Below are 20,599 nucleotides of genomic sequence, written 5' to 3'. Positions count from 1 at the left end.
GTGTATTTTCCCCTAAATTATGCCGCCGCAGGGTCTGTGCCCACGCTTGAGCGGGGCTAGCTCCGCAGCGTAAACGTGTAGCTACCTCCGTCACCACTAAGCCCATATCGGGGAAAGAGGTTTTGCGCCGCGGTAGACGCCGTTTAATACGCGAAAATTTTCGGCGTACTTGCGGTGCCGGCAGCGTGGTGATTGCTACGGCCCACACCAAAATGACTAATAAAAAAGGAATCATTTTCTCCGCCTATTTCCCTAATCCTTTTCTAAAGAAAAGCGCTCTTCCAGGCGGCAAAAAGCCGGCGCGAATTCAATGTTTTGCCCCTGCACTTCCACAGCTACTTCGGTATAGAGTTCTCCTCGGCGCCGCTCCAAGACCGCTATTTGAGAAATATAACGCTGCGTTCCCTCCCGGCGAATATGAATTACCGCATCTAAAGCTGCTGCCGCCTGCGCCGCTACCGTAGCTTCCTGCATATCTGCTAAAGCTCCGAGCGCTACTAAACGCGCGGGCACGTCCACCGCTGAATTAGCGTGAATAGTGGCCCATCCGCCCTCATGCCCCGTATTCAAAGCTCCGAGCACATCGCGCACTTCTGCACCCCGGCATTCACCTAACACCAGCCGATCTGGGCGCATTCGCATGGCGGCGCGCACCAGCGAACTCATAGAAATAGCCCCTGCTCCTTGCACATTGGCGTGCCGCACCTGTAAATGCACCACATGCGGATGAGCTGGGCGCAACTCCGCTGCTTCTTCAATAATGAGGATCCTTTCTTCTGCCGGCACCAACGAGAGCATGGCATTTAGAAAAGTAGTCTTCCCCGCGCCCGTCGCGCCGGAAATTATTACATTGGCCCGCTGCGCTACTAATTGGCGCAGTAGCTTTTCCAACTGCGGATGTATGGAATTATTTGCCAGTAAATCTCCTAGTTCGAGGCGTTGCTGGCGGTGTTTTCGCAGTGAAATTAGAGTGCCTTCCGCAGCAATTGGCGGCAGCACGGCGTGCAGGCGAATACCGGAAGCAAAGGTGCCATCTACTATCGGGCTGGCATCGTCTAGCCGCTGCCCACAACTCGCTGCGAGCCGCACTGCTAGGGCGCGCACACCTGCTTCACTCTGCAGTTGCCGATCTGCTACAGATACTTTTTCCAGTCCGCGACCTCTATCTACCCAAACCTGCCCCGCCCCGTTTACCAGTACATCTGTAGTTTCTAGCTCCTCCAGCAACGGCACAATCGTAATGCCGGCACCTGCGAGCTCCGTGCGCACCCGCGAGCGCATATTAGCTAATTCTTCGGTGTAGAGTGCCGGTATTTCCTCTAGCGCCTGCGGCAAGGCCTCTCCGGCCGCCAAGCGAGCGCGAATTTTTTGTATATCGTTTTTTACCGGCATTTTTCACTCGCGTAAAAACTTCTGACAGATTACCCGCACATCTTGGTCAGTCAGCGATTTCTGCCGATCGCCGGGAGTAATTCCGTGCTCTATATCAGCAGAAAAATTTCGGCTGTGCCGCAGTCTATATACTTCATCGAGCTGGAGCGATTTCTTTATATAGGCGAGTTGATTCTGCGATTTCGCATTCACTGCCGCCACTGCCACCGGCACCTCTCTGCCGAGCTGTTGCAGCTTTAATTCAGCTTGTGCGAGCGCCAAATTAGAAACGGCGCTTACCACTAAAATGTAGTCACACCACTCTAGCCACGGATTTTCTGCCGGAGAAATAGGAGCCGCCGGCGATAGATCGAGAATCGTCCACTCATTTACCTGCGCCAAGGCTGCTATTGCTTTTATGCCGCTGTCGTTATCCAGCGGGACGCCGCCGCGCTCATCAGCAGAGAGAAATTTAATTGATTTCCAGCCCGGTAGCGCATTTTGTAGACGCCCGGCCAGGAGTGAACCATCTCCTTGCAAATCTGCCCAGCGTTTCCCCGGGGTATCTACTGCGCCTAAGAGCAGCTCTATTCCTGCCGAGGCGGGATTCATATCCAATACGGCTATCTGCACATTCGTAGCGAGCCGGCGGGCTAACCAGAGAGCTAGTACCGATACTCCACAGCCCCCTTGGGCGCCAATTACGCCGAGCACTTTTCCGCGTATAGTGACTCCTACTGCCACCATCAGCTCCAAAATATCGGAAGTATCTTGCCGGTAATCTAGCTGCAACTGCCCTTTTGCAAAATAAGGGGCAAAAAGTTCGTGAAAATGCGCCGTTATTTTTCCTTCTGGGCAGCCGACTGTGGTGAAATTAAGGATTCCTTGGGAATGGGAAAATTTTTCGGCGTACTTGATATCGATGCCCACTATTTCTGCCAAACGCGCGAGCTCGGCATAGGCTTCTTTATCGGCACCACTGTAGATAAGGGAGTGGAGAGATGCCTCTGGTTGCAGCGAAATTTCCTTTTTCATATCTAGCATCTTGCTACAGATGCGAAAAGCTAGAATCCCACTATTCTCCCCTTGTGTATATCTCGAGTTTTCCACCGCCCCTTTACCGAAGATAAAAATAGCTAGATTTTGCCGCGGAAAACGTGGTTTTTCCTACCTTTTTACGGCACGCCGACACAGGTATCAGAATTTTTCGGCTCTGCACGGTAGCGTCAATGCTAGGTATAAGTAGGCAAGGAGTAAAAAGTGCATACACCAACTGATCCTTATAACTCGGCAGATGCAGATAATCCAGAAGAAACAGTGCTCGACCCCATTGAAGAAGGTCAGGCAGAAAATACTGCTGCCCAGCCAGCTTATGGGCAAGCTGATGAATTAGCGTGGGAAAAGGCCTTTACCGGAGAGAGTGCTGCCAGTACCGGCGCTGCAGAAGAAGCAAGCGAGAGTGCAGATTTCCATAATCTACCTCCCGAGGTGCGCAGTAACGCCACTTTGCACGACGTAATATCGGCTCATTCCGCCGAGGATTCGGCTTTCCCACCGGCGCCACCATTTTTAGCAGCCGAAGAGGCGCCCGCCGCAGAGCCAGCTGTCGCAGAAGCACCAGCCGACCCCGAACTCGAATCTCCAGCGCCTACTTCTTCGGAACTTGAATTTTCGGATTCCCTAGCAGCTGGAGAATCCACTCCGGCGGCAGAAGCTGACTCCGCGCAGGCGGAGGAAGTGGAAAATCACGAACACTGGGCTGCCGATCCGGGAGATGTGGCCGGCACGCCGGCGCCTTATGTGCCAGATGCACCTCCGAGCCGTTTCAGTGCACATATCGCCGTATTTTTTGCCACCCTCGTGCTCATACCGATAGCTTGGTACCTGATTTCTGACGCAGGAGTCCGCCTCAATCTGGTGCCGGATAATCCGTGGGATACGGGGCATATTAACTTTGCAGCTCTCCTTGAACTAGCTGGCGGAATGATTGCTCTGGCAATGATTGCTCTCATGGCGCGGCTCTCTTCTCTAGGCGGGCAAGTCTGGGGAATTGTACTCACTCTCTTGGGGCTAGCAGCCGTCATCGTACCTGGGCAAGCTGCGGCACTTATCGAGCGCCTCGATAAAGCTATCGGCGGCTACAATCCTTTCACGGGAAATGTGGTGCATCACCTCGGGCTCGATTTAGGCTCCGGGCGGATAGCTATTTTCGGATTTTTGCTCTTCATATTTGCTCTCGCTATTCACGGAGCACGCAAGCGTAGCGCCGCGCGGCAAGAAATTTTACTGCGCCATGAGCTGGCACTTCCTCAGTACGAGCAGAATCATAAATCGGCTCCCACCGAGCCAGCCACCGCTACCCCTGCAGCTGAGTAATAGCGAAATAGCAGATAAAGCAAGCAAATAAGCAGAGAGGCGCTTTTATGCCGGCTGATAATTCCTGTATCAGTATTTCCGGCCCTTGGCAGCACCGATTTGTACAGGCCAACGGCGCACAATTTCATATAGCGCACGCCGGCACCTACTCCGATACTCGCCCCCTTGTACTTTTAGTACACGGTTTTCCGCAATACTGGTGGGCTTGGCGAGAACAAATCGCGCCTCTGGCAGCCGCCGGATTCGAAGTAGCCGCAATCGATAAGCGCGGCTTCGGCGGATCAGATAAGACGCCAAACTCCGCCGATGCTCTGCTCCTCACTGACGATTTAATTGCCCTGGTGCATTCTCTGGGCTACGACCGCGCATTTTTAGTGGGACTGGGGCGTGGCGGCGCCTTAGCGTGGTCAGCGGTTTCTAAAGCACCTGATTTATTTGCGGGGCTAGTCACGGTGTCTTCTCCGCACCCGCGCACCTTACATCGCCTAGGTATGCATTTAACTCTCCGCACTTGGCGGCACGCTATCGATAGCTTCCTCACTCCACTCGCCGAAAAGAAACTCCAAGATTCCCGCCACATCGCCCAGCTTTTACAGGAGTGGTCAGCGCCCGGGAATAACGGCGCAGCCGGGCAAGCAGAGCTCTATACGCAGGCATTGCGTTTGCCGGGAGTAGCTCGGGCAGCTCTTGCACAACTGCGCTGGACGCTACTTTCCCAGCATTCCGCCCGCGGCCGGCAATATTTGCGTGAATCTGCAAATCCGGTAAAAGTTCCTATCCTGGCCGTGCGCGGCGCGCTCGATCCGCTACTTCCTCCCCGAGCATGGAATAAGGACGTGGAATTTGCGCGTGGTTCCTATGAATTACTTACCATCGCCCAAGCAGGGCATTTTGTGCCGGAAGAGCAACCAGCGGCATTCACCGATGCTCTCCGAATTTTTTTACAGACGCACTGCTAAGATAAACGCACTGCTAAGATGCAGCCGCACTATTAACTTTTCCCGCTGAACAATCTCGCTACGGCGCTAATTTACACTTCTTCGCTACTGCGCTACTTCGCTACTTGGGCAAATATCTTCTAGAGCGCATTGCCCACACAGCGGCTTCCGCGCGCGACACACTGCCCGCCCGTGCGCAATAATACGGTGGCAAGTAGAGGTCCAAATCTCCGGCGGTAATAATTTCTGCAAATCTTTTTCGGCTTTTTCCGGATCTTGGTGGCGCGTCCATTTCCAGCGGCGAGCCAATCTCCCCACATGCGTATCTACCGTAATTCCCGGAATTCCAAAAGCATCTCCGAGCACCACATTAGCGGTTTTTCGCCCCACTCCCGGAAGAGTCACCAGCTGCGCGAGCTCTCCGGGTACTTGCCCCGCAAAATTTTCCACTAAGCCGCGCGCTAGCCCCTGTAAAGATTTCGCTTTGGAGCGAAAAAATCCGAGCGGATGCAGTATTTCTTCTAGCTCTGCTAGTTCCGCTTTCGCCATAGCTTCCGGAGAGGGAAAACGGCGAAAAAGTTCCGGCGTCACCTTATTTACCCGCGCATCAGTAGTTTGTGCCGATAGCACGGTGGCGCAGAGTAGTTGAAAAGAATTTTGAAAATCCAGGGTACAAGCTGCCTCCGGATACAGCTGTGCGAGGCGCGAAGTGATTTGCTGAGCTTGTTCTCGTCGCTCAGAAAGTTTCGGCCGGGGCATTTTCTCACTTTCGCTAATTGTGCTAGTAGTATCTTCTTTATTAAAAAAACCGTGCTAAATATCAATTAACATGGCAAAATTGGTATTGAGTATGGCATCTCTTACAGAGTTTACTAAATTAGTTTACTGGTTCAGAGTTGCTAACGTATTTATTCACAGCAGAGAGTAGAGGAAAACACAGTAATGGATGCAAATTTTTTAGCGCAGGTCGAGCTGTTCAAAGGGCTGACTGAGGAAGATTTAGAATCTCTGGCGGCACTCATGGCAGAGGCTTCTCTCAAGCGCGGAGAATCGCTTTTCCATGAGGGAGACGCCGGAAATCGCCTTTACTTGATTACTGAAGGAAAAGTGAAACTCTCCCACACCTCTCAAGATGGACGGGAAAATTTAATCGCCGTGCTCGGACCGGGAGAAATAATCGGAGAACTTTCTCTCTTCGATCTTCAGCCCCGTTCTTCTACAGTTACCGCCATTGCACCCACTAAGTTGCTCACGCTGGCACATGAGGAAATGCGGAAATATATCGAGGATCACCCGCGGTTAGCTATTTTGATGCTTCGGCAATTGGCACTGCGGCTGCGTAATACCAATAACCAGATGGCAGATTTGGTATTTTCCGATGTGCCGGGGCGCGTCGCCAAAGCTCTCTTAGATTTAGCTGAGAAATTCGGAGAGCGCACTCCTGAAGGCATCTATGTGGCCCACGATTTAACGCAAGAAGAATTAGCGCATCTCGTAGGAGCTTCTCGGGAAACGGTAAATAAGTCTTTGGCTGATTTTACTTCCCGCGGCTGGATTCGTTTAGAAGGGCGAGCTGTACTCCTTATTCAGGTAGCGCGGCTCCAGCGGCGAGCTCACTAAAAATCCGGCACATAAAAAATCCGGCACATATGCGAGCTAAAATTCTCTAGCTTAAAAATAATTTACCCCCGCCAGTTTTTAACTGACGGGGGCACTTCTATATAGTTACAAATTCTTCAGATCAATCTGCTGCTTTTGATTTATTCATCTTGCGAAACGGGACGCTTCAGATAAGCGACTGGATTCGTGCCATCTGGTCCCGGTAGCACCGTCACCAATTCCCAGCCTTGCTTTCCCCAGTTATCTAAAATTGCCTTTGTATTGTGTATCAGTAGTGGTATCGTCACGTATTCCCATTTAGTCATATTTTCACAATACCTCAGCGAGTAGAGATACGGGGCACTCGCCCGGCTCGGAGTTCAATAGCTACTGGCTCCTCCGAAGTAGTTAAACGAGCGTACCAATTGGTTTCATTGGGGAAACGCCGCAAAATTGCCCGCCGTTCTCGCTCCGTCAATCCACCCCACACTCCAAAACCGGCATTAGAATCAAGCGCATCTGCTAAGCACTCTAAACGCACTGGGCATGCGTAGCAGAGTTGGCGTACCTGCCGCTGCGCCGATCCCCGCACGAATAACGAATCTGGGTCTATTTTTGCACAGGCAGCTCGTGTGGCCCAGGTTTGATCCTTATACACAGCCCTCATAAATTGTTTCAACCCTTCTGCATCATTTGTCTATGGTGATTGGCGTCACTCGTATACTACAAACTATTTTTCGAAAACGCACATTGAGCCCATTTATCGAACAAAAATCTCGCCGATAACTAAAAATCACTAGGAAAACCACCTCCAAACCAAGTATTCTGACTCTATGGCATCTTCTGGAGATAAATCGAAAAGAAAGCTGCGGAAAAACTTTAGCCGGCAAGAACTACGCACGGCACTTGCTGCTTTCCTCGCACTCTCTCTTATGGGCGGAATACTCGCCGGAGCAATAGCTATGCCACTGGTGGCAGCTTCGGCTACCGCCGCCAATGCGATACTGCATCTTTTTAATGATTTACCTACCGAGATTGACTTCACTCGCCCCTCTGAGCAGTCAGTAATTTTGGCAGCAGATGGCAGCGAAGTGGCGAAATTTTATGCAGAGAATCGCATTATTGTTTCTTCGGAAAATATCTCGCCGCTCATTAAGAAAGCCGCCGTCGCCATCGAAGATCGCCGCTTTTTTGAGCACACAGGTCTAGATGCCCAAGGAATCATTGGCGCTGCCTTCAACAACCTCACCGGTGGGCGGCTGGCCGGAGGTTCTACTATTACCCAGCAGTACGTAAAGAATGCGCTTATCGAAGAGGGGCGCATCGCGGGAGATGCGGAAAAAGTCCGAAAAGCTACCGAGCAGACCCTCACCCGTAAACTCAACGAAGCACGCTATGCGATAGCGATTGAGAAGAAAATGGATAAAGACCAGATTCTCACCGCGTATCTAAATATCGCCCAATTTGGTCCCTCCCAGTGGGGAGTAGAGGCGGCTTCGCGCTATTTCTTCTCTGTATCGGCAAAAGACGTGACCTTGCCGCAAGCAGCGATGTTAGCTGGAATTACGCAGGCACCTAATAAATGGAATCCGCTTATCAATCCGCATGACGCACAGGAACGCCGAGACGTAGTGCTTACCGAAATGGCGGATCTAGAATTCATCACTCCGGAAGAACGCGATGCAGCCATGGCGGTGCCGATAGAAGACACTTTGAAAGTAAATCCGACGCAGAATGGTTGCGAAAGTGCGGGAATTTCCGCCTATTTCTGTGAAACTGTGGTGGCGGACGTCTTAAATTCAGAGCTCTACGGTAAATCGCGCAGCGACCGTATACAGATGCTCTATCGCGGCGGATTAAAAATTACTTCTACTCTCGATCCGACTGCCCAGCAAGCGGCTTACGATGCCGTAGTAGCGGGAGTGCCGATTGATGATCCCTCTGGTTTAGAAACTTCTTTAAGCGCTATTGAACCGGGCACGGGAAAGATTCTTGCTATGGCGCAAAATACTCACTACGGAAAAGCCACTGAGCAAAATCCGGAAGCCACCACTTTGAATCTGAATGTAGGGCGCACCCGCGGCGGCGGAGAAGGATTCCAATCCGGATCCACATTTAAGATATTTACACTGGTAGATTGGATAAAATCTGGTCATAGCATCTATGATTCGGTAAATACCACTAAACGGCTTTATCCGGCAAATAAATGGAATATCTCTTGCGCCCCGAGTCTAGTGGGCCCTTATTCACCTAATAATAACGAAGGAGAAGGCGGCGGAATGCGCTCCGTGCAGCAAGCTACTGCTCTTTCTTTGAACGTAGGCTACGTGGATATGGCCACGAAACTAGATTTATGCGATATCACTGCCACGGCCACAGCTTTAGGTGTACAACGCGGCGGCCTAGCCACTGAAGCAGATGTGAAGCAGTTTGCCGATATGGGGAAGGGCGCTGCAAAGAATCCGCTGCACGCCACTCGAGGAGAGCCGCTCCCTCTTGTCCCTAATCCGAGCATGGTGCTGGGCACCAATCCGGTGACTCCACTTTCTATGGCTTCGGCAGCTGCTACTTTAGCGGCAGATGGAAAAGCTTGTAGCCCTATTAGCTTTACAGAGATTAAAGATAGCTCCGGTAAAGTGCTGGCTACGCAAGAGCCGAGTTGTAAAGAAGTAATAAAACCAGAAGTAGCCCAGCAGGCCACGCAAGCGCTGCGTTCAGTAGTTACGAGTGGTACCGGCGTGGCTGCCTCACTCGGAGCGCGGCCAGTAGCTGGAAAAACTGGCACTACTGACAGTGCTAATCACGCTTGGTTTGTGGGCTATACTCCGCAATTGGCCACCGCCGTCTGGACGGGAAATATGAGCGGAGATACCCCGATGATTGATATCACGGTAAACGGCAGATACTATTCAGTGCTCTATGGAAGCGCTATTCCTGCCCATACTTTCCGCGCTTTTAACCAAGCCGCACTCGCTGGAAAGCCCATCAAGTACTTCACTCATAGTTCTGTGCCCCGCACTCAGACTCCTCGCAATAATTCAAATTCCACGCCCGGCTCTCAACAGAATACTCCCCCGCCTAATCCGCAGCCACCTGCCCATAATCAAGCACCCCACACTGAACAGTGAATACGAAAAAGTTATTTCTAGCGGGCGCCGGCTTAGCAGCCAGCGGGTGTTTAACTGCTGGAGCTGCTTATATACACGGGCGGAGCTACCGGCTCTATCGGCGCACAATTTTCCCAGCCACTCCGGCGCCTTTGCCCACCCACGCGGCTACAAAAGCAGATTATCCACCGGCAAGTGAAGATTATGCGCCACTGCGAATTCTCCATATTTCTGATTTACATCTGACTAAGTGCAGATATGCGCAACTGCGATTTTTAATGCAAGCCGCTCATACCCACCCCGATTTACTGGTATTTACCGGAGATTTAATTTCCCAAGCCGCCGTATTACCAGAGTTAGCGCGCGCGCTAGAGAGTTTTGCCGGCATTCCCGGCGTATTCGTCTACGGATCAAATGACTATACAGCTCCACGTTTCAAGAATCCTTTCCGCTATCTCTACCGCACTTCCAGCGCTGATGCCCTTAAGCAACATTCGGCGCGCCCACTCCCCACCGAGCAACTCACTTCCCTCTTGGAATCTTTTGGCTGGATAAATTTGAATAACGCGCGCGCAGAAATGACGATAAAAGGGCGAAAAATAGATTTCATTGGAGTAGATGACCCCCACATAAAGCGCGATATTTTCCCCGCAGCTACACCCGTAGCTACACCCGCAGCCGCAGCTACACTTGGCGGGCACGGCGAGTACCGCGCACCTAATATACCCACTGCACTTGATGCACCTAGCGAGCACGGCGAGCCAGCTGCCCAAAACTCCCCGGATACACAGGGCACCCCAGCTGTTCAAAATCGCGATTTACGTATCGGTCTGACGCATGCTCCTTATTTACGGATATTAAAAAAGCTCGCCGAAAATGACTGCCAGCTAATTTTTGCTGGGCACACCCATGGCGGGCAGGTCTGCTTGCCCGGCGGAAAAGCTCTCACCACTAATTGTGATATTCCTACCCCCTACGCCTCGGGAATTTTTACTTGGCCGTTAGGCGCACCTGCCCAGAAAGGCGATGCCCAATTAACTTTCCCGCAAGCTAAGCAACACGCAATAGTGGAAGTTTCGGCCGGTCTCGGCTCTTCACCTTTTGTACCTCTGCGCACTTTCTGCCCGCCCGAGTTGATTCTTCTCGAAGTGTATTAAAGCAGCATAGGTATACTGAACGACGCGCTAAAGAGTACGGCACAGATATACTGAGCGGCGCACTAAAAAGCGCCCTAAGAGACACACTAAAAAGCGCATAGCGTCCAGTAAAATCCGCGTATTTTCGCTTTGTGAGCCGGAAAGCTGTGAAGTGAGGCGCAGCTTGCGAAAAATGATTTTACCCGCGCGCATTTCTCCGATAGTATTAAGCAGTTGCTTTAGTGAACACATCACTTCAAACAACGGGGTGTGGCGCAGTTTGGTAGCGCGCTTCGTTCGGGACGAAGAGGTCGTGGGTTCAAATCCCGTCACCCCGACTGATTAGCTGGGATTCCAGCTGAGCCAGCCATCGGATTTTTCCGGGCAGTGAGCATCTATATCTCGCCAAGCAGGCGGCGCAGCATTTTATTCTCCAACTATTAAGGATAAAGCGATGAAAATTGTAGTTATCTACAAATGGGCACCCGACCCGCAAGAAGCGGAAGTATCTGCTGCGGGAGAAGTAACTTGGGGGAATCGGCGGAGTATATCGGAATATGATCCGGTAGCCATTCAGATGGGGAGACTGCTGGCGAATGCCGCTGGCGCCGAAGTGCTGGGGCTGAGCGCTGGCGAGAGTAGCGCTGGAAGTAAAAAAGCGCTCCAGGCTGCCGCCGCACGCGGTTTAGATGAATTATTCGTAGTGGCAGATGACTCCTTGGAAGACGCTACGCCGGATTTATATGCACGAGTATTAGCTGCTGCTATAAAAGGAATTCGCGACGTCGATGTGATAATTGCGGGAGAAGCCTCTGCCGATGTGGGTGGTAAAGCAGTGCCTGCACTACTAGCTGGATATTTAGGGATTCCCGCATTTTCCGATATTACCTCGATTACTCCGCAAGCAAGTGGCCTAGCAGTAACTCGTATTCAAGGAGAAACCCTCCAAGATCTCGAAATCGCCACTCCGGTGGTACTCTCGGTGACTACCGATGCCGCCCAGGTGCCGCTGATTGGTATGAAAGATATGATGGCGGCACGGAAAAAGCCGGTACATATACTGAGTTTAGAAGATTTAGAGCTAGAAGAGACTCGCGGTAAAGCAGAAGTAATTTCGAAGCGGAAACCGGAAAGCCGGCAGCGGAAGCAGATTATATTTGATTCGGAAAATGCGGCGGCCGAATTGGTGGAGGCGTTGCGCGCGGAAGGAGTACTTTCATGAGCACGTGGGTAATAGCAAGTAGCTCGCCAGAAATTTCCACTTTATTGGCCCAAGCGGGAGCAGAAGCGAATCTGCTGGTGGTCGGCAATGCTGAGCTGCTCGATTCCTTACGCAATGCACCAGTGGCAAAAATTCTTTACGTGCCCGGAGCCGAGATTCCCGAAAGCTACGCGGCGGCAATTAGTGATTACTTGGAAGAAGCAGGAGCCGATACCGTGCTGGCGGCAGATCTGCCCACTGAGCGTACGCTCGCAGCGGCCGCTACTGCTAAATTAGGCGGAGTGTGGATTTCTTCTGCTCTCACTTGGGATAATGCGCGGCGGCAGGCCACTCAGCTGGTTGCCGCACGTGCAGAAGAAACTTTAGCTATTTCTGGGCCGGTCGGTTTAGTCTTAGAAAGTGTTGGGATACCAGATGGTGGCCAGGCCGAAGTGAGCGAATTAGTGCTCACCCCTCGCGCCGGAATAACGCTGCAAAAAGAATCTGCCCGCCCCAGCAATAGCGAAAATTTAGCCGACGCAGCCCGGGTAATAGGGGTAGGGCGCGGTATCAGCGAAAAAGCCGATTTAGAGATGATTACTACTTTGGCCACTGCTCTAGACGCTAAGGTGGGAGCTACTCGCCCACTAGCCGAAGGATACGGCTGGTTTGATTCCTATATAGGCCTGACTGGGCAGACTGTGCACGCTGATTTATATATGGCGATTGGAATTTCTGGCCAGATTCACCACACCGGCGGAGTGCAGAATTCTGCCGTCATCGTGGCTATTAATGACGATCCGCAAGCTCCTATTTTTGCCGAAGCTGATTACGGGATTGTGGGAGATTTATACGAAGTAGTGCCCGCTCTGCAGGCGGCTTTAGAGGCCTAGAAGCAGGAACCGGGAAGCAGAACGGCAAGACGGCATGACCCGAAGCGGGCGAAAGCCCAAAATGTAAAAGGGTAAAAACCGGAAACGGCGGTTACTGCGCCACTATTTCTTTCCCAAAGGGGAAACAGACTACCGGAATGAGTTTTAAGTTTGCCCAGGCCATCGGCAGTCCGATTATAGTTACTGCTTGTGCAAGGGCGGTGATTACGTGCCCGAGCGCCAGCCACCAGCCCGCAATAAAGAACCACACTATATTCATCAGCGCACTGCCCCCGCCGGCACTGCTCTTATCTACTACCCGCCGCCCGAAAGGCCAGAGCACATAGCCTGCGATACGGAAACTAGCCAATCCGGCCGGTATCGTAATTATGAATATGCAGCTGATGAGGCCGGCTAATATATAGCCGCAGAAAAGCCAGAATCCGCCTAAAACTACCCAGATTATATTTAGTATCGTGCGCATGAATACTCTCCTCAAGAAATTATCGCCCTTTAAGTATATATAGATGACTATTTGGCGTATAGAAGATTATCGGGCGTATGAGCAATTATTTGGCGTATAAGTAATTATTCGGCACGTAAATGACGTAAATGATGTAAATAATTAGTGCGACTATGCGCAAGTCACTTGCGAAAATTAGAAAAGCAGAAACGGCGAAAAAAGTAAAAAGCGAGGGCGGCCATCCACGCAAACCGACCGCCCTCGCAGGGGAAACAATATTGGAGGCACTAATTCCAATATTGCCTATTCATTTTAGTATTCAATGAGGAAGAAACTTCCCTGGATTCAAGAAAAACTCTATTTGCACTTCTACAAATATCTCCGCTATCCCAGGAAGCGTTCTCGATAATGATTCTATTAATTAACTGCGCAGATGTCTAGACTTAGGGTACACTTACTTTTTGTTGATTTTTTAACCGCTTATTCCAAATCTTTTTTATTCCACACAGCAGCTCAAGCAGCACTATTCCACCTACTCCGCCCGCTAATCCGCACAGCATAAAAGATAAATTCGTGGAATCTAAATGGAAGATCTGCTGCGTAAAACTCCACGTAAAAATAATCGAATAAAAAATCAGCGGCAATAAAATAAGCAAAACTTTCCACAGCTGCCACGGCCGAGCCACTTGTACCAGCACCCAAGTGGCTGAGATGATAAGTGCCGCTAAGGCTGCTGTGGAAGCCTGCATAAGCAACTGCGGAGTCATGGCGCTCTGCTGCGCCCGCACCCCAATATAGGTAAAGAAAGCTGCGCTTGCCACCGCCACACCGGCAGGGAACGAAAAGGCGAGCACGCGCCGCGTGAATCCTGGGCGCGCCCGCTGATTATTAACGGGAAGTGCCAAGATAAAAGCCGGAATGCCAATCGTGAACCAACCGGTAATGGTCACGTGTATAGGCTGAAAAGGAAAAGGTACTCCGGCGAAAATTACTAGCGTTGCCAGCAAGGCAGAGTAGACGGTTTTCGTCAAAAAAAGTTTTGCCACTCGCTCGATATTGCCGATCACTCTTCTTCCTTCGGCCACCACATACGGGAGCGTCGCAAAGCGATTATCGAGTAATACTATTTTTGCCACGGTGCGGGCAGCTGAGGAGCCATTCCCCATGGCGATACTGATATCGGCATCCTTCAGAGCTAAGACGTCATTCACTCCGTCGCCGGTCATCGCTACCGTATGCCCCGCTTTTTGGAGCGCCCGCACCATTTCTTGTTTCTGCGCCGGGCGCACCCGGCCAAATATCTGGTTCTGCTCAACTTTCGCGGCCAATTCATCCGGTGCGAGCTCCCGCGTATCTATCGCTGCGACTTCTCCCATTCCGAGCCGGCGCGCTACCGCCGCCACGGAGACGGCGTTATCTCCAGAAATTACTTTTATCTCCACGCCTTGCTGGCGGAAAAAATCCAGAGTCGCGGCGGCGTCGGGGCGAATCTTCTGCCGCAGAATAAGTACCGCCCGCGCGCGCAGCGGCGGTAGCGCGCTGCCAGCCGTATTTTCATTCTCTAAATCTGCACTGCTCTCACCTAAGAGTAATACCCGTAACCCTTGGGCGGCGGCTGGCTCCCAATAGCTGCGATATGTACCCGCCGCATCTAAAATATCGGGCGCTCCGAGGAGAAAAGTGCGGTGAAGAACGGAAATACCGGAAGTAGCTGGCAAAGTGCTCGGCACTTCGGAGCTAGATTCCTCGCCTATCGCTTCGGAAAAAACTACTCCCGACCACTTATCACGCGAATTAAAGACTTTGCGCCCGCGCACCTCCCACAGTTCTGCGGGGCAGGGAAAGGCCTCCCGCAGAGCTTTTATCGTGGAATTTGGGGCGGGATCTGCCCAAACTAGCTGCGCTATTTCCGATTTAAGTTTTTCCGCTGGCTCGGCCCCAATAATTTTCATTTCGGCGAATTCCAGCTCTGCCGCAGTTAAAGTACCCGTCTTATCAGCGCAGACTATATCGACTCGCGCCAAACCTTCAATAGCGGGTAACTCTTGCACTAGGCATTTGCGTTTGCCGAGGCGAATAATTCCCAGCGCGAAAGCCGTAGAGGTAATGAGCACTAGACCTTCTGGCACCATTGGCACTAAAGCACCTGTAATAGCGAGCACCAGCGCCCGCCAATTATTTCCAAGAAATCCGGCTTGCGAAATTACGGTGAATATCCCTACGGGGATGAGAATCCACGTAATATATTTCAAAATGCTGTCTATACCCGCCTGCAACTGAGATTTATCGAGAGAAAATTTCGCTGCCTGCGCCGTCAAACGCGCCGCATAGGAATCAGCCCCTACTTTTTGCACCCGATAGCGCCCGGTACCCGCCGCCACAAAAGAACCGGAGTAGATAGCATCTCCTGCTTTTTTCTCCACTTCCGCGCTCTCCCCAGTAAGGAGGGATTCGTCCATCGCTAAGTAGTCGGCGCTCAGCACCTGCCCATCTACTACCACTTGGCTACCTGGTTGTAGCACAATCACATCGTCAATCACTAGATCTTCTTGCGCACACGGGCGGCACTCCCCATCCCGCACGACGAGTGGCTGCTCCGCACCGATTATGGAAAGCGAAGCGAGGGTGCGGCGCGCCCGAAATTCTTGTACCGCACCAATTACCGAATTGACGATGATAAGTAGACCGAAAGCAGAGTTTATCCAAGACCCAGTGCTGATTACCATCAAAAAAAGTACGCCAAGAATCGCGTTAATGCGGGTAAAGACGTTGGTACGCACGATATTCCAAAAACTTTTACCTCCGCGCGGCGGCAAAACATTCCGCTTCCCGGCGGCGGCACGCGCGCGCACTTGCGCTGTACTCAAACCGGTAGCAGCGTAATCTACAGCGGAATCAGACTTGCTCACAACACAAATCTACCGCAAAACACCTCTGGAACACACAGAGTATTAGAGAGCTTACTCCACAGAGGAATTCTCGTGTAAATGTACCTCGCAAATTCCCGAACGAATACACGGAAATAGGGCCGCGTTTTCTCTCTCTTCACTCATATCTTCGACCAACCGCACCAGTTGCCCCCGATGTACTTCGCAGATAAGCGGATTAATAGTGCCATCAGTATCCAAGAAGGGGCAAGCATGCATCTGCAAGATATTTTCCGTGCCCTCTTTTATGACGGCGGCATGCCCAGCCGCAGAGAGCAGTGAACGCACTACCGCCATACGCTGAGTGCGAGTGAGTTTGGAATACTCCTGCCCAGTATCCACACGGTAGTCTATTTCTTTATGAATCAGCCCGCGCATGGTACTTCCCCAGGCCGCTCCCAAAGCATAGGCTTTTTCCTGCGGATTATCCCCGGTGGAAATCATTTCGCTCACTGCTTTCATGAAGCGCGAAATATAGGCTCCGTTTACTACGTCATTCTGCGGCGCGATAGAGAAATACCCCCACGACGGGCGGCCGCGCCCAGGACTATCAATTTTTTTACGGCTCACGAGCCCAGCGGCGTAGAGAGAATCGATACTTTCGCGCACGGAATTGTGGTGCAGATTCTGCCGTTCTGCTATTTCTGCGATTGTGATTGGGCGCGTAAAATTTGCCAAATAGGAGAGCATAGCCTGCTGAGCAGTAGAAAGGCGAGCGACTGTCTCGAGCATCTCATTTGCTGCTGCCGGAGGGGGCACGCTAGACATATTCAGATTCTCCTTAAAATTTCCCAAAATACCGCATTGTAAAATTGCAAAACCAATATCCCAATAATATACCTAGAAAAAATCCAAATAAGCGGGCATAGGGCCTACGGCGCCCAGAAGAGAAAGTGGCAGAAAATTTGTGCGCAGCAACTCAAGCCGTTTTCCCTTGACTTTCGGTGAAAAGTTTCGGCTGGGCACCAAAATAAAGCATCCGGAAAATTTATTTACGAAAGCAAAAAATAACTTAATTTACAGTTTATTTTCGAACTAGCAGGGGAAATTCTCTTTAATAAAGCGAGTTTTACTCGAAACTCAAAACTCGAAGCTTGCCGCTCGCAGCTCTCAGTTTGCAGCTCGCAGCTCCAAGCTTCAAACCGACGCCTATTCTCCGATAGGCGTTTCCCGCATTTCTTCTACGGCATATTCCAAAATAGGAAGCAATACGGCCAGAGCGTCGTCTACTCCCGCTATATTTCCACTGGCGTTTACCACCAAAGTGCGGTGCCGCCCTGATACCAGCACTCCGGCGCGCCCGCGGCTGAGAATAGCCTGTGGATAACCATTTTCCACACCTCGCTGGCGAATTTGCTCCGCAATTCCGGGGATATCGAAACGTAGCAACGGATCCATTGCGCGCGCCGTATAATCTTGCGCCGAAATGCCGGTGCCACCGGTAGTAAAAATCAAATCAACTTCGTTATAAGCAGCTGTCTGCACCGCTTCTGATATTTCCCGCACGTCGTCGCTCGAAGTAGCTTTGTACACCACTTCTACCCCGGCTTCTTCCAGGATACGTACCGTGTGCAGGCCAATCGCATTCTTTTGCTCTGAGTTCTGCCCAAATTCCTTCGCTTCTATTTCCCCGAATTTTGCATCCGAAACTACTATTACCGCCGCCGTAATTTTTCCGCTCGTTTTTTCGCTCATTTCCCTCTCCCTTCGGGCAGTTGTACCTCTTTGACTATTTCTAATTTACCTACTACGTAGTTTGCCCACTTCTAGGCATTATAAAGATTAAACATAAAACTACCCTATGCTTATCAAAGTGCACAAAGGCTATTTTAGGCATAAAAACAGTGCTCCGCCAGCTATCTGTATTCAAAGCAGCCCCTTCGCTCCAAAAGCGAAAGGGGTTAAAGATTATTTAGATAATATTATCTACTGTTTATGTTTCTGGGCGGCTTCTTGTAGTTCAAGAATCCATTCAGTAGTGTCAGCATCTAGTTCCATGCCGTATAGTTTGAATTCGTCTAAAAATTCTGCAGGGATTTCTGCCCGGCCAGCTTTAATATCAGATTCGAGCTGTCCGCAAAGATTGCCAAAAGCTACAGAACCCCCGGCATCATTTAAAGCGGTTACGATAAAATCGTAATACTCTTCATCTATAAATTTTTTAGAGAACATGAGGTCGATAAAACGCCGCGTAAAATCCATGTACATCTGAGGATTGTTCCAAGGCTTTTCCATTATCGCCCCCTATCAATCGGATAAAAAGTAGATACAAAAATCTTCCCGCTTTTCTTTTTCTAAAACTTTACCGCATATTCTCTATCTCTATGCCCTCTATACCGGCAAACTTTATAGATATCTTTTCTTTCTCCGTTTTTCTAATACAAGGGTTTTATTTTTCGGCGCATGATGTAGTTTTCTTTTCTGTGTGGTTTTTAAAATGTCGGAATAATGTCAAAAATTCCCAATATTTAGAACATACACTGACTAATTTTATAAGATAGCGTAGCTTAAAACGTTGCTATATAAGCGAAAACCCCGCTAAATCAACGATTCAGCGGGGCTAATGGCGGTGACGGTGGGATTTGAACCCACGGTGGCTATTAACCACACAGCATTTCGAGTGCTGCACCTTCGGCCGCTCGGACACGTCACCTAAACTAGTAAATCCTAGTGCGGAGTATAAGTTTACCTAAATTTTCCCCGCTTCCCAAATGAAATTTTTAACGCAAATTTTCGGCAAACCATTGCCGGAGCTGATTAGCGGCTATATTTTCTTCCACTCCGCCAATCACTTCGACTTGTTGCGGCAACCGCGCATCGCGCAATACATCTCGAATAGAACCAGCCGCTCCCGCTTTTGCGTCCCAAGCCCCGAAAATTACGCGGGAAATACGCGCATTGAGAATTGCTCCGGCACACATCGTACACGGCTCCAGCGTGACCACTAGAGTGCAGCCACTTAAATTCCAATTCCCTTTTCGTGCAGCTGCGGCACGTAAAGCATTTATTTCCGCATGCCCCACCGGATCAGCATCTCGCTCCCGAGTATTGAAACCACAACCGATTATTTCGCCAGCTGCATCTACCACCAGCGCCCCTACCGGCACATCGCCGCTCGCTATCGATTCTTCACTCAGCGCGAGCGCCTTTTTCATGAACTGGCTTTCATTTTTCTGCACATCTTTATCCTATTACCATTTCGACTTTAGAAAACGGTAGATTAGAAGTATGAAACTTACGGTAATTGATCACCCCCTCGTAGCTCATAAGCTCACTGTATTACGCGATAAAAACACTCCATCCACGATATTTCGCCAGCTCGTAGGAGAACTAATTACTTTGCTGGCTTACGAATCTACTCGCAACGTGGAGACGGTACCAGTAGATATCGAAACTCCTATAGCTCCTATCACCGGCACCCGACTGGCGGATCCTCGCCCGATCGTGGTGCCGATTTTACGTGCCGGTTTAGGAATGCTCGACGGTATGACGCATTTAATGCCTACTGCGGAAGTAGGATTTTTAGGGTTGCGCCGCGATGAGACGACTCTGGAAGCGGTCACCTACGCTAATCGGCTTCCGGACGATCTAACCGACCGGCAGTGCTTTGTATTAGATCCGATGCTCGCCACCGGCCACACCTTAATCGCCTCTATTGACTACTTACTAGAGCGCGGGGCGAAAGATGTGACGGCGATTTGCATTTTAGCCGCTACGGAAGGCCTCGAAACGCTCGAAAAGCATATTGGCGATCGCGGAGATGTAAAGATAATCGTCGCGGCAGTAGATCCGAGCTTAAATGAGCACGGCTTTATTGTGCCGGGTCTGGGCGATGCGGGCGACCGCCTCTACGGCATAATCGATTAAAATTACCTAAATAAACTCTGCAGGCGCGGCAGTGTGGACTGACGCGCCTGCCTAGTAATTGGAGAAATATGGGAAAGAAAAGCCGCCGGAACCGCAGTGAAAAGCCGCAGCGGGTGCGGATCAAATTCGTAGCTCGCCCTTTTGCGGATTTGTCGCAAGAAGCAGAGCTAGTAGCTATGCGGGAAATTCTTCCTGCCGCGATGCTGCCAGCTAAGACTAGCAACGCCTACGGGGAAGAAGAGTTTTTCTTTGTGACGCAATTGCCGAAATTAGCCGCCGCTATGCGCCGCAGTGATGGAAAACTGTTGATTGCTTTACAGACGGTGATGCAATCCGGAAATGCCGCTTTGGATCTGGCGGATCGTTTACGCCACGGTTTAGCACTAGCAGCTGGCGCTAGCTATCAGCAATCAGAGCAGCCCACACCGGGAATAGAGCTATCGGAAATGCTCGATTTAGAGTTTCCTGGGCGGCTGGAGATTGTAGATGATTTCCACTACTGCTTTACGGATGCCGAATTGCAGAAACCAGAAATAGAGATGGCACTGCAGCAGAGTAAAGAAAGCGTGGTGCCGATGGAAGAAGTGCCGGGAGTACCGCGCGCTTACCTGGCGAAAATGCAGAAAGAATTTCTCCGGTGGGTGCGCCCAGAAGAGGAAGAAGCAGTATTGGCCGGGTTGGCACGCCTGCAGCAGAAACGGCAATTAGAATTCGCAGGCGGGCGTTTCTTGGGGGCTTTCCG

Annotated in this window: 20 protein-coding genes, 2 tRNA genes and 1 pseudogene; 10 read left to right on the top strand and 13 right to left on the bottom strand. The window is 50.9% G+C overall.

The features are described from left to right. The 3 genes and pseudogenes from Q0X35_RS02065 to Q0X35_RS02055 form a co-directional block, all read right to left on the bottom strand. Positions 1-235: pseudogene (locus tag Q0X35_RS02065) on the bottom strand (hypothetical protein); the annotation flags it as partial. Between the two features lie 17 nt (positions 236-252). Then, positions 253-1,392, bottom strand: coding sequence for a TadA family conjugal transfer-associated ATPase (locus Q0X35_RS02060; protein ID WP_297564863.1), 1,140 nt, complete (start codon positions 1,390-1,392; stop codon positions 253-255). A 3-nt stretch (positions 1,393-1,395) separates the two neighbouring features. After that, entirely contained in the window at positions 1,396-2,406 is a 1,011-nt protein-coding gene (locus Q0X35_RS02055) for a hypothetical protein (RefSeq protein WP_297564862.1), read from the bottom strand. A gap of 225 nt (positions 2,407-2,631) precedes the next feature. Between Q0X35_RS02055 and Q0X35_RS02050 the strand changes: the two genes are divergently transcribed. Next, the gene (locus Q0X35_RS02050) at positions 2,632-3,747 is read left to right on the top strand and encodes a hypothetical protein (protein WP_297564860.1); all 1,116 of its coding nucleotides are present in this window, start codon (positions 2,632-2,634) and stop codon (positions 3,745-3,747) included. Between the two features lie 47 nt (positions 3,748-3,794). Continuing rightward, positions 3,795-4,706 carry an alpha/beta fold hydrolase gene (locus Q0X35_RS02045; protein WP_297564858.1) on the top strand — a complete coding sequence of 304 codons (912 nt, stop codon included), beginning with the start codon at positions 3,795-3,797 and terminating at the stop codon, positions 4,704-4,706. A gap of 84 nt (positions 4,707-4,790) precedes the next feature. On the opposite strand, the gene nth is transcribed toward Q0X35_RS02045, so the two are convergent. Beyond that, complete coding sequence (gene nth / locus Q0X35_RS02040) at positions 4,791-5,444, bottom strand: endonuclease III (protein ID WP_297564854.1); 654 nt, start codon at positions 5,442-5,444, stop codon at positions 4,791-4,793. A gap of 183 nt (positions 5,445-5,627) precedes the next feature. Between nth and Q0X35_RS02035 the strand changes: the two genes are divergently transcribed. Continuing rightward, the gene (locus tag Q0X35_RS02035) at positions 5,628-6,305 is read left to right on the top strand and encodes a Crp/Fnr family transcriptional regulator (protein WP_297564853.1); all 678 of its coding nucleotides are present in this window, start codon (positions 5,628-5,630) and stop codon (positions 6,303-6,305) included. A gap of 140 nt (positions 6,306-6,445) precedes the next feature. On the opposite strand, the gene Q0X35_RS02030 is transcribed toward Q0X35_RS02035, so the two are convergent. After that, the gene (locus Q0X35_RS02030) at positions 6,446-6,610 is read right to left on the bottom strand and encodes a hypothetical protein (protein ID WP_297564852.1); all 165 of its coding nucleotides are present in this window, start codon (positions 6,608-6,610) and stop codon (positions 6,446-6,448) included. A gap of 14 nt (positions 6,611-6,624) precedes the next feature. Then, complete coding sequence (locus tag Q0X35_RS02025) at positions 6,625-6,951, bottom strand: WhiB family transcriptional regulator (RefSeq protein WP_297564850.1); 327 nt, start codon at positions 6,949-6,951, stop codon at positions 6,625-6,627. 166 nt (positions 6,952-7,117) lie between these two features. On the opposite strand from Q0X35_RS02025, the gene Q0X35_RS02020 reads away from it, so the two are divergent. The 5 genes from Q0X35_RS02020 (at position 7,118) to Q0X35_RS02000 (ending at position 12,621) form a co-directional block, all read left to right on the top strand. Then, positions 7,118-9,412 (top strand): transglycosylase domain-containing protein, encoded by a 2,295-nt coding sequence (locus Q0X35_RS02020; protein ID WP_297564847.1) that lies wholly within the window; start codon positions 7,118-7,120, stop codon positions 9,410-9,412. Continuing rightward, entirely contained in the window at positions 9,409-10,548 is a 1,140-nt protein-coding gene (locus Q0X35_RS02015; protein WP_297564846.1) for a metallophosphoesterase, read from the top strand. The genes Q0X35_RS02020 and Q0X35_RS02015 overlap by 4 nt, the downstream gene beginning before the upstream one ends. A 243-nt stretch (positions 10,549-10,791) precedes the next feature. Then, a tRNA-Pro gene (locus tag Q0X35_RS02010) sits at positions 10,792-10,865 on the top strand. 116 nt (positions 10,866-10,981) lie between these two features. Beyond that, entirely contained in the window at positions 10,982-11,749 is a 768-nt protein-coding gene (locus Q0X35_RS02005; protein ID WP_297564845.1) for an electron transfer flavoprotein beta subunit/FixA family protein, read from the top strand. Then, entirely contained in the window at positions 11,746-12,621 is an 876-nt protein-coding gene (locus tag Q0X35_RS02000) for an electron transfer flavoprotein subunit alpha/FixB family protein (protein ID WP_297564843.1), read from the top strand. Before Q0X35_RS02005 ends, Q0X35_RS02000 begins: the two co-directional genes overlap by 4 nt. Positions 12,622-12,712: 91 nt before the next feature. On the opposite strand, the gene Q0X35_RS01995 is transcribed toward Q0X35_RS02000, so the two are convergent. From Q0X35_RS01995 to Q0X35_RS01965, 7 genes are all read right to left on the bottom strand, one after another. Then, on the bottom strand, positions 12,713-13,084 hold the full coding sequence (locus Q0X35_RS01995; RefSeq protein ID WP_297564838.1) for a YccF domain-containing protein: 372 nt from the start codon (positions 13,082-13,084) through the stop codon (positions 12,713-12,715). Positions 13,085-13,506: 422 nt separating this feature from the next. Further along, a complete protein-coding gene (locus tag Q0X35_RS01990) occupies positions 13,507-15,972 on the bottom strand; it encodes an HAD-IC family P-type ATPase (protein WP_297564836.1) in 2,466 nt (821 codons plus the stop codon). Between the two features lie 51 nt (positions 15,973-16,023). Beyond that, positions 16,024-16,758, bottom strand: a complete 735-nt coding sequence (locus tag Q0X35_RS01985; RefSeq protein WP_297564834.1) for a metalloregulator ArsR/SmtB family transcription factor — start codon at positions 16,756-16,758, stop codon at positions 16,024-16,026. Between the two features lie 381 nt (positions 16,759-17,139). Continuing rightward, complete coding sequence (locus tag Q0X35_RS01980) at positions 17,140-17,685, bottom strand: molybdenum cofactor biosynthesis protein B (RefSeq protein WP_297564832.1); 546 nt, start codon at positions 17,683-17,685, stop codon at positions 17,140-17,142. Positions 17,686-17,916: 231 nt separating this feature from the next. Then, positions 17,917-18,225 carry a hypothetical protein gene (locus Q0X35_RS01975; protein ID WP_297564830.1) on the bottom strand — a complete coding sequence of 103 codons (309 nt, stop codon included), beginning with the start codon at positions 18,223-18,225 and terminating at the stop codon, positions 17,917-17,919. A gap of 329 nt (positions 18,226-18,554) precedes the next feature. After that, positions 18,555-18,643 (bottom strand) — tRNA-Ser (locus Q0X35_RS01970). A 67-nt stretch (positions 18,644-18,710) separates the two neighbouring features. Next, positions 18,711-19,169: a nucleoside deaminase gene (locus tag Q0X35_RS01965; protein ID WP_297564828.1), complete on the bottom strand. Its 459-nt coding sequence runs from the start codon at positions 19,167-19,169 to the stop codon at positions 18,711-18,713. 49 nt (positions 19,170-19,218) lie between these two features. Between Q0X35_RS01965 and upp the strand changes: the two genes are divergently transcribed. Both upp and Q0X35_RS01955 read left to right on the top strand, forming a co-directional pair. Then, complete coding sequence (gene upp, locus Q0X35_RS01960; protein ID WP_297564826.1) at positions 19,219-19,857, top strand: uracil phosphoribosyltransferase; 639 nt, start codon at positions 19,219-19,221, stop codon at positions 19,855-19,857. A 68-nt stretch (positions 19,858-19,925) separates the two neighbouring features. Then, the coding region (locus Q0X35_RS01955) for a DUF5926 family protein (protein ID WP_297564824.1) at positions 19,926-20,599 on the top strand (674 nt) is incomplete at its 3' end.

The organism is uncultured Arcanobacterium sp., from assembly GCF_947253055.1.
GTDB lineage: Bacteria > Actinomycetota > Actinomycetes > Actinomycetales > Actinomycetaceae > Arcanobacterium_A.
The sequence above is the reverse complement of the archived record's forward strand: the minus strand, read 5'-3'. Positions and strand labels throughout refer to the sequence as shown.

Coding starts and splice junctions, on each gene's coding strand:
- Q0X35_RS01980 (WP_297564832.1), bottom strand. CDS start 17,685: ATGAGCGAAAAAACGAGCGGAAAAATTACGGCGGCGGTAATAGTAGTT.
- Q0X35_RS02055 (WP_297564862.1), bottom strand. CDS start 2,406: ATGAAAAAGGAAATTTCGCTGCAACCAGAGGCATCTCTCCACTCCCTT.
- Q0X35_RS02045 (WP_297564858.1), top strand. CDS start 3,795: ATGCCGGCTGATAATTCCTGTATCAGTATTTCCGGCCCTTGGCAGCAC.
- Q0X35_RS01985 (WP_297564834.1), bottom strand. CDS start 16,758: ATGTCTAGCGTGCCCCCTCCGGCAGCAGCAAATGAGATGCTCGAGACA.
- Q0X35_RS02020 (WP_297564847.1), top strand. CDS start 7,118: ATGGCATCTTCTGGAGATAAATCGAAAAGAAAGCTGCGGAAAAACTTT.
- Q0X35_RS02000 (WP_297564843.1), top strand. CDS start 11,746: ATGAGCACGTGGGTAATAGCAAGTAGCTCGCCAGAAATTTCCACTTTA.
- Q0X35_RS02005 (WP_297564845.1), top strand. CDS start 10,982: ATGAAAATTGTAGTTATCTACAAATGGGCACCCGACCCGCAAGAAGCG.
- Q0X35_RS01975 (WP_297564830.1), bottom strand. CDS start 18,225: ATGGAAAAGCCTTGGAACAATCCTCAGATGTACATGGATTTTACGCGG.
- Q0X35_RS02060 (WP_297564863.1), bottom strand. CDS start 1,392: ATGCCGGTAAAAAACGATATACAAAAAATTCGCGCTCGCTTGGCGGCC.
- Q0X35_RS01995 (WP_297564838.1), bottom strand. CDS start 13,084: ATGCGCACGATACTAAATATAATCTGGGTAGTTTTAGGCGGATTCTGG.
- nth (WP_297564854.1), bottom strand. CDS start 5,444: ATGCCCCGGCCGAAACTTTCTGAGCGACGAGAACAAGCTCAGCAAATC.
- Q0X35_RS02025 (WP_297564850.1), bottom strand. CDS start 6,951: ATGAGGGCTGTGTATAAGGATCAAACCTGGGCCACACGAGCTGCCTGT.
- upp (WP_297564826.1), top strand. CDS start 19,219: ATGAAACTTACGGTAATTGATCACCCCCTCGTAGCTCATAAGCTCACT.
- Q0X35_RS02030 (WP_297564852.1), bottom strand. CDS start 6,610: ATGACTAAATGGGAATACGTGACGATACCACTACTGATACACAATACA.
- Q0X35_RS02035 (WP_297564853.1), top strand. CDS start 5,628: ATGGATGCAAATTTTTTAGCGCAGGTCGAGCTGTTCAAAGGGCTGACT.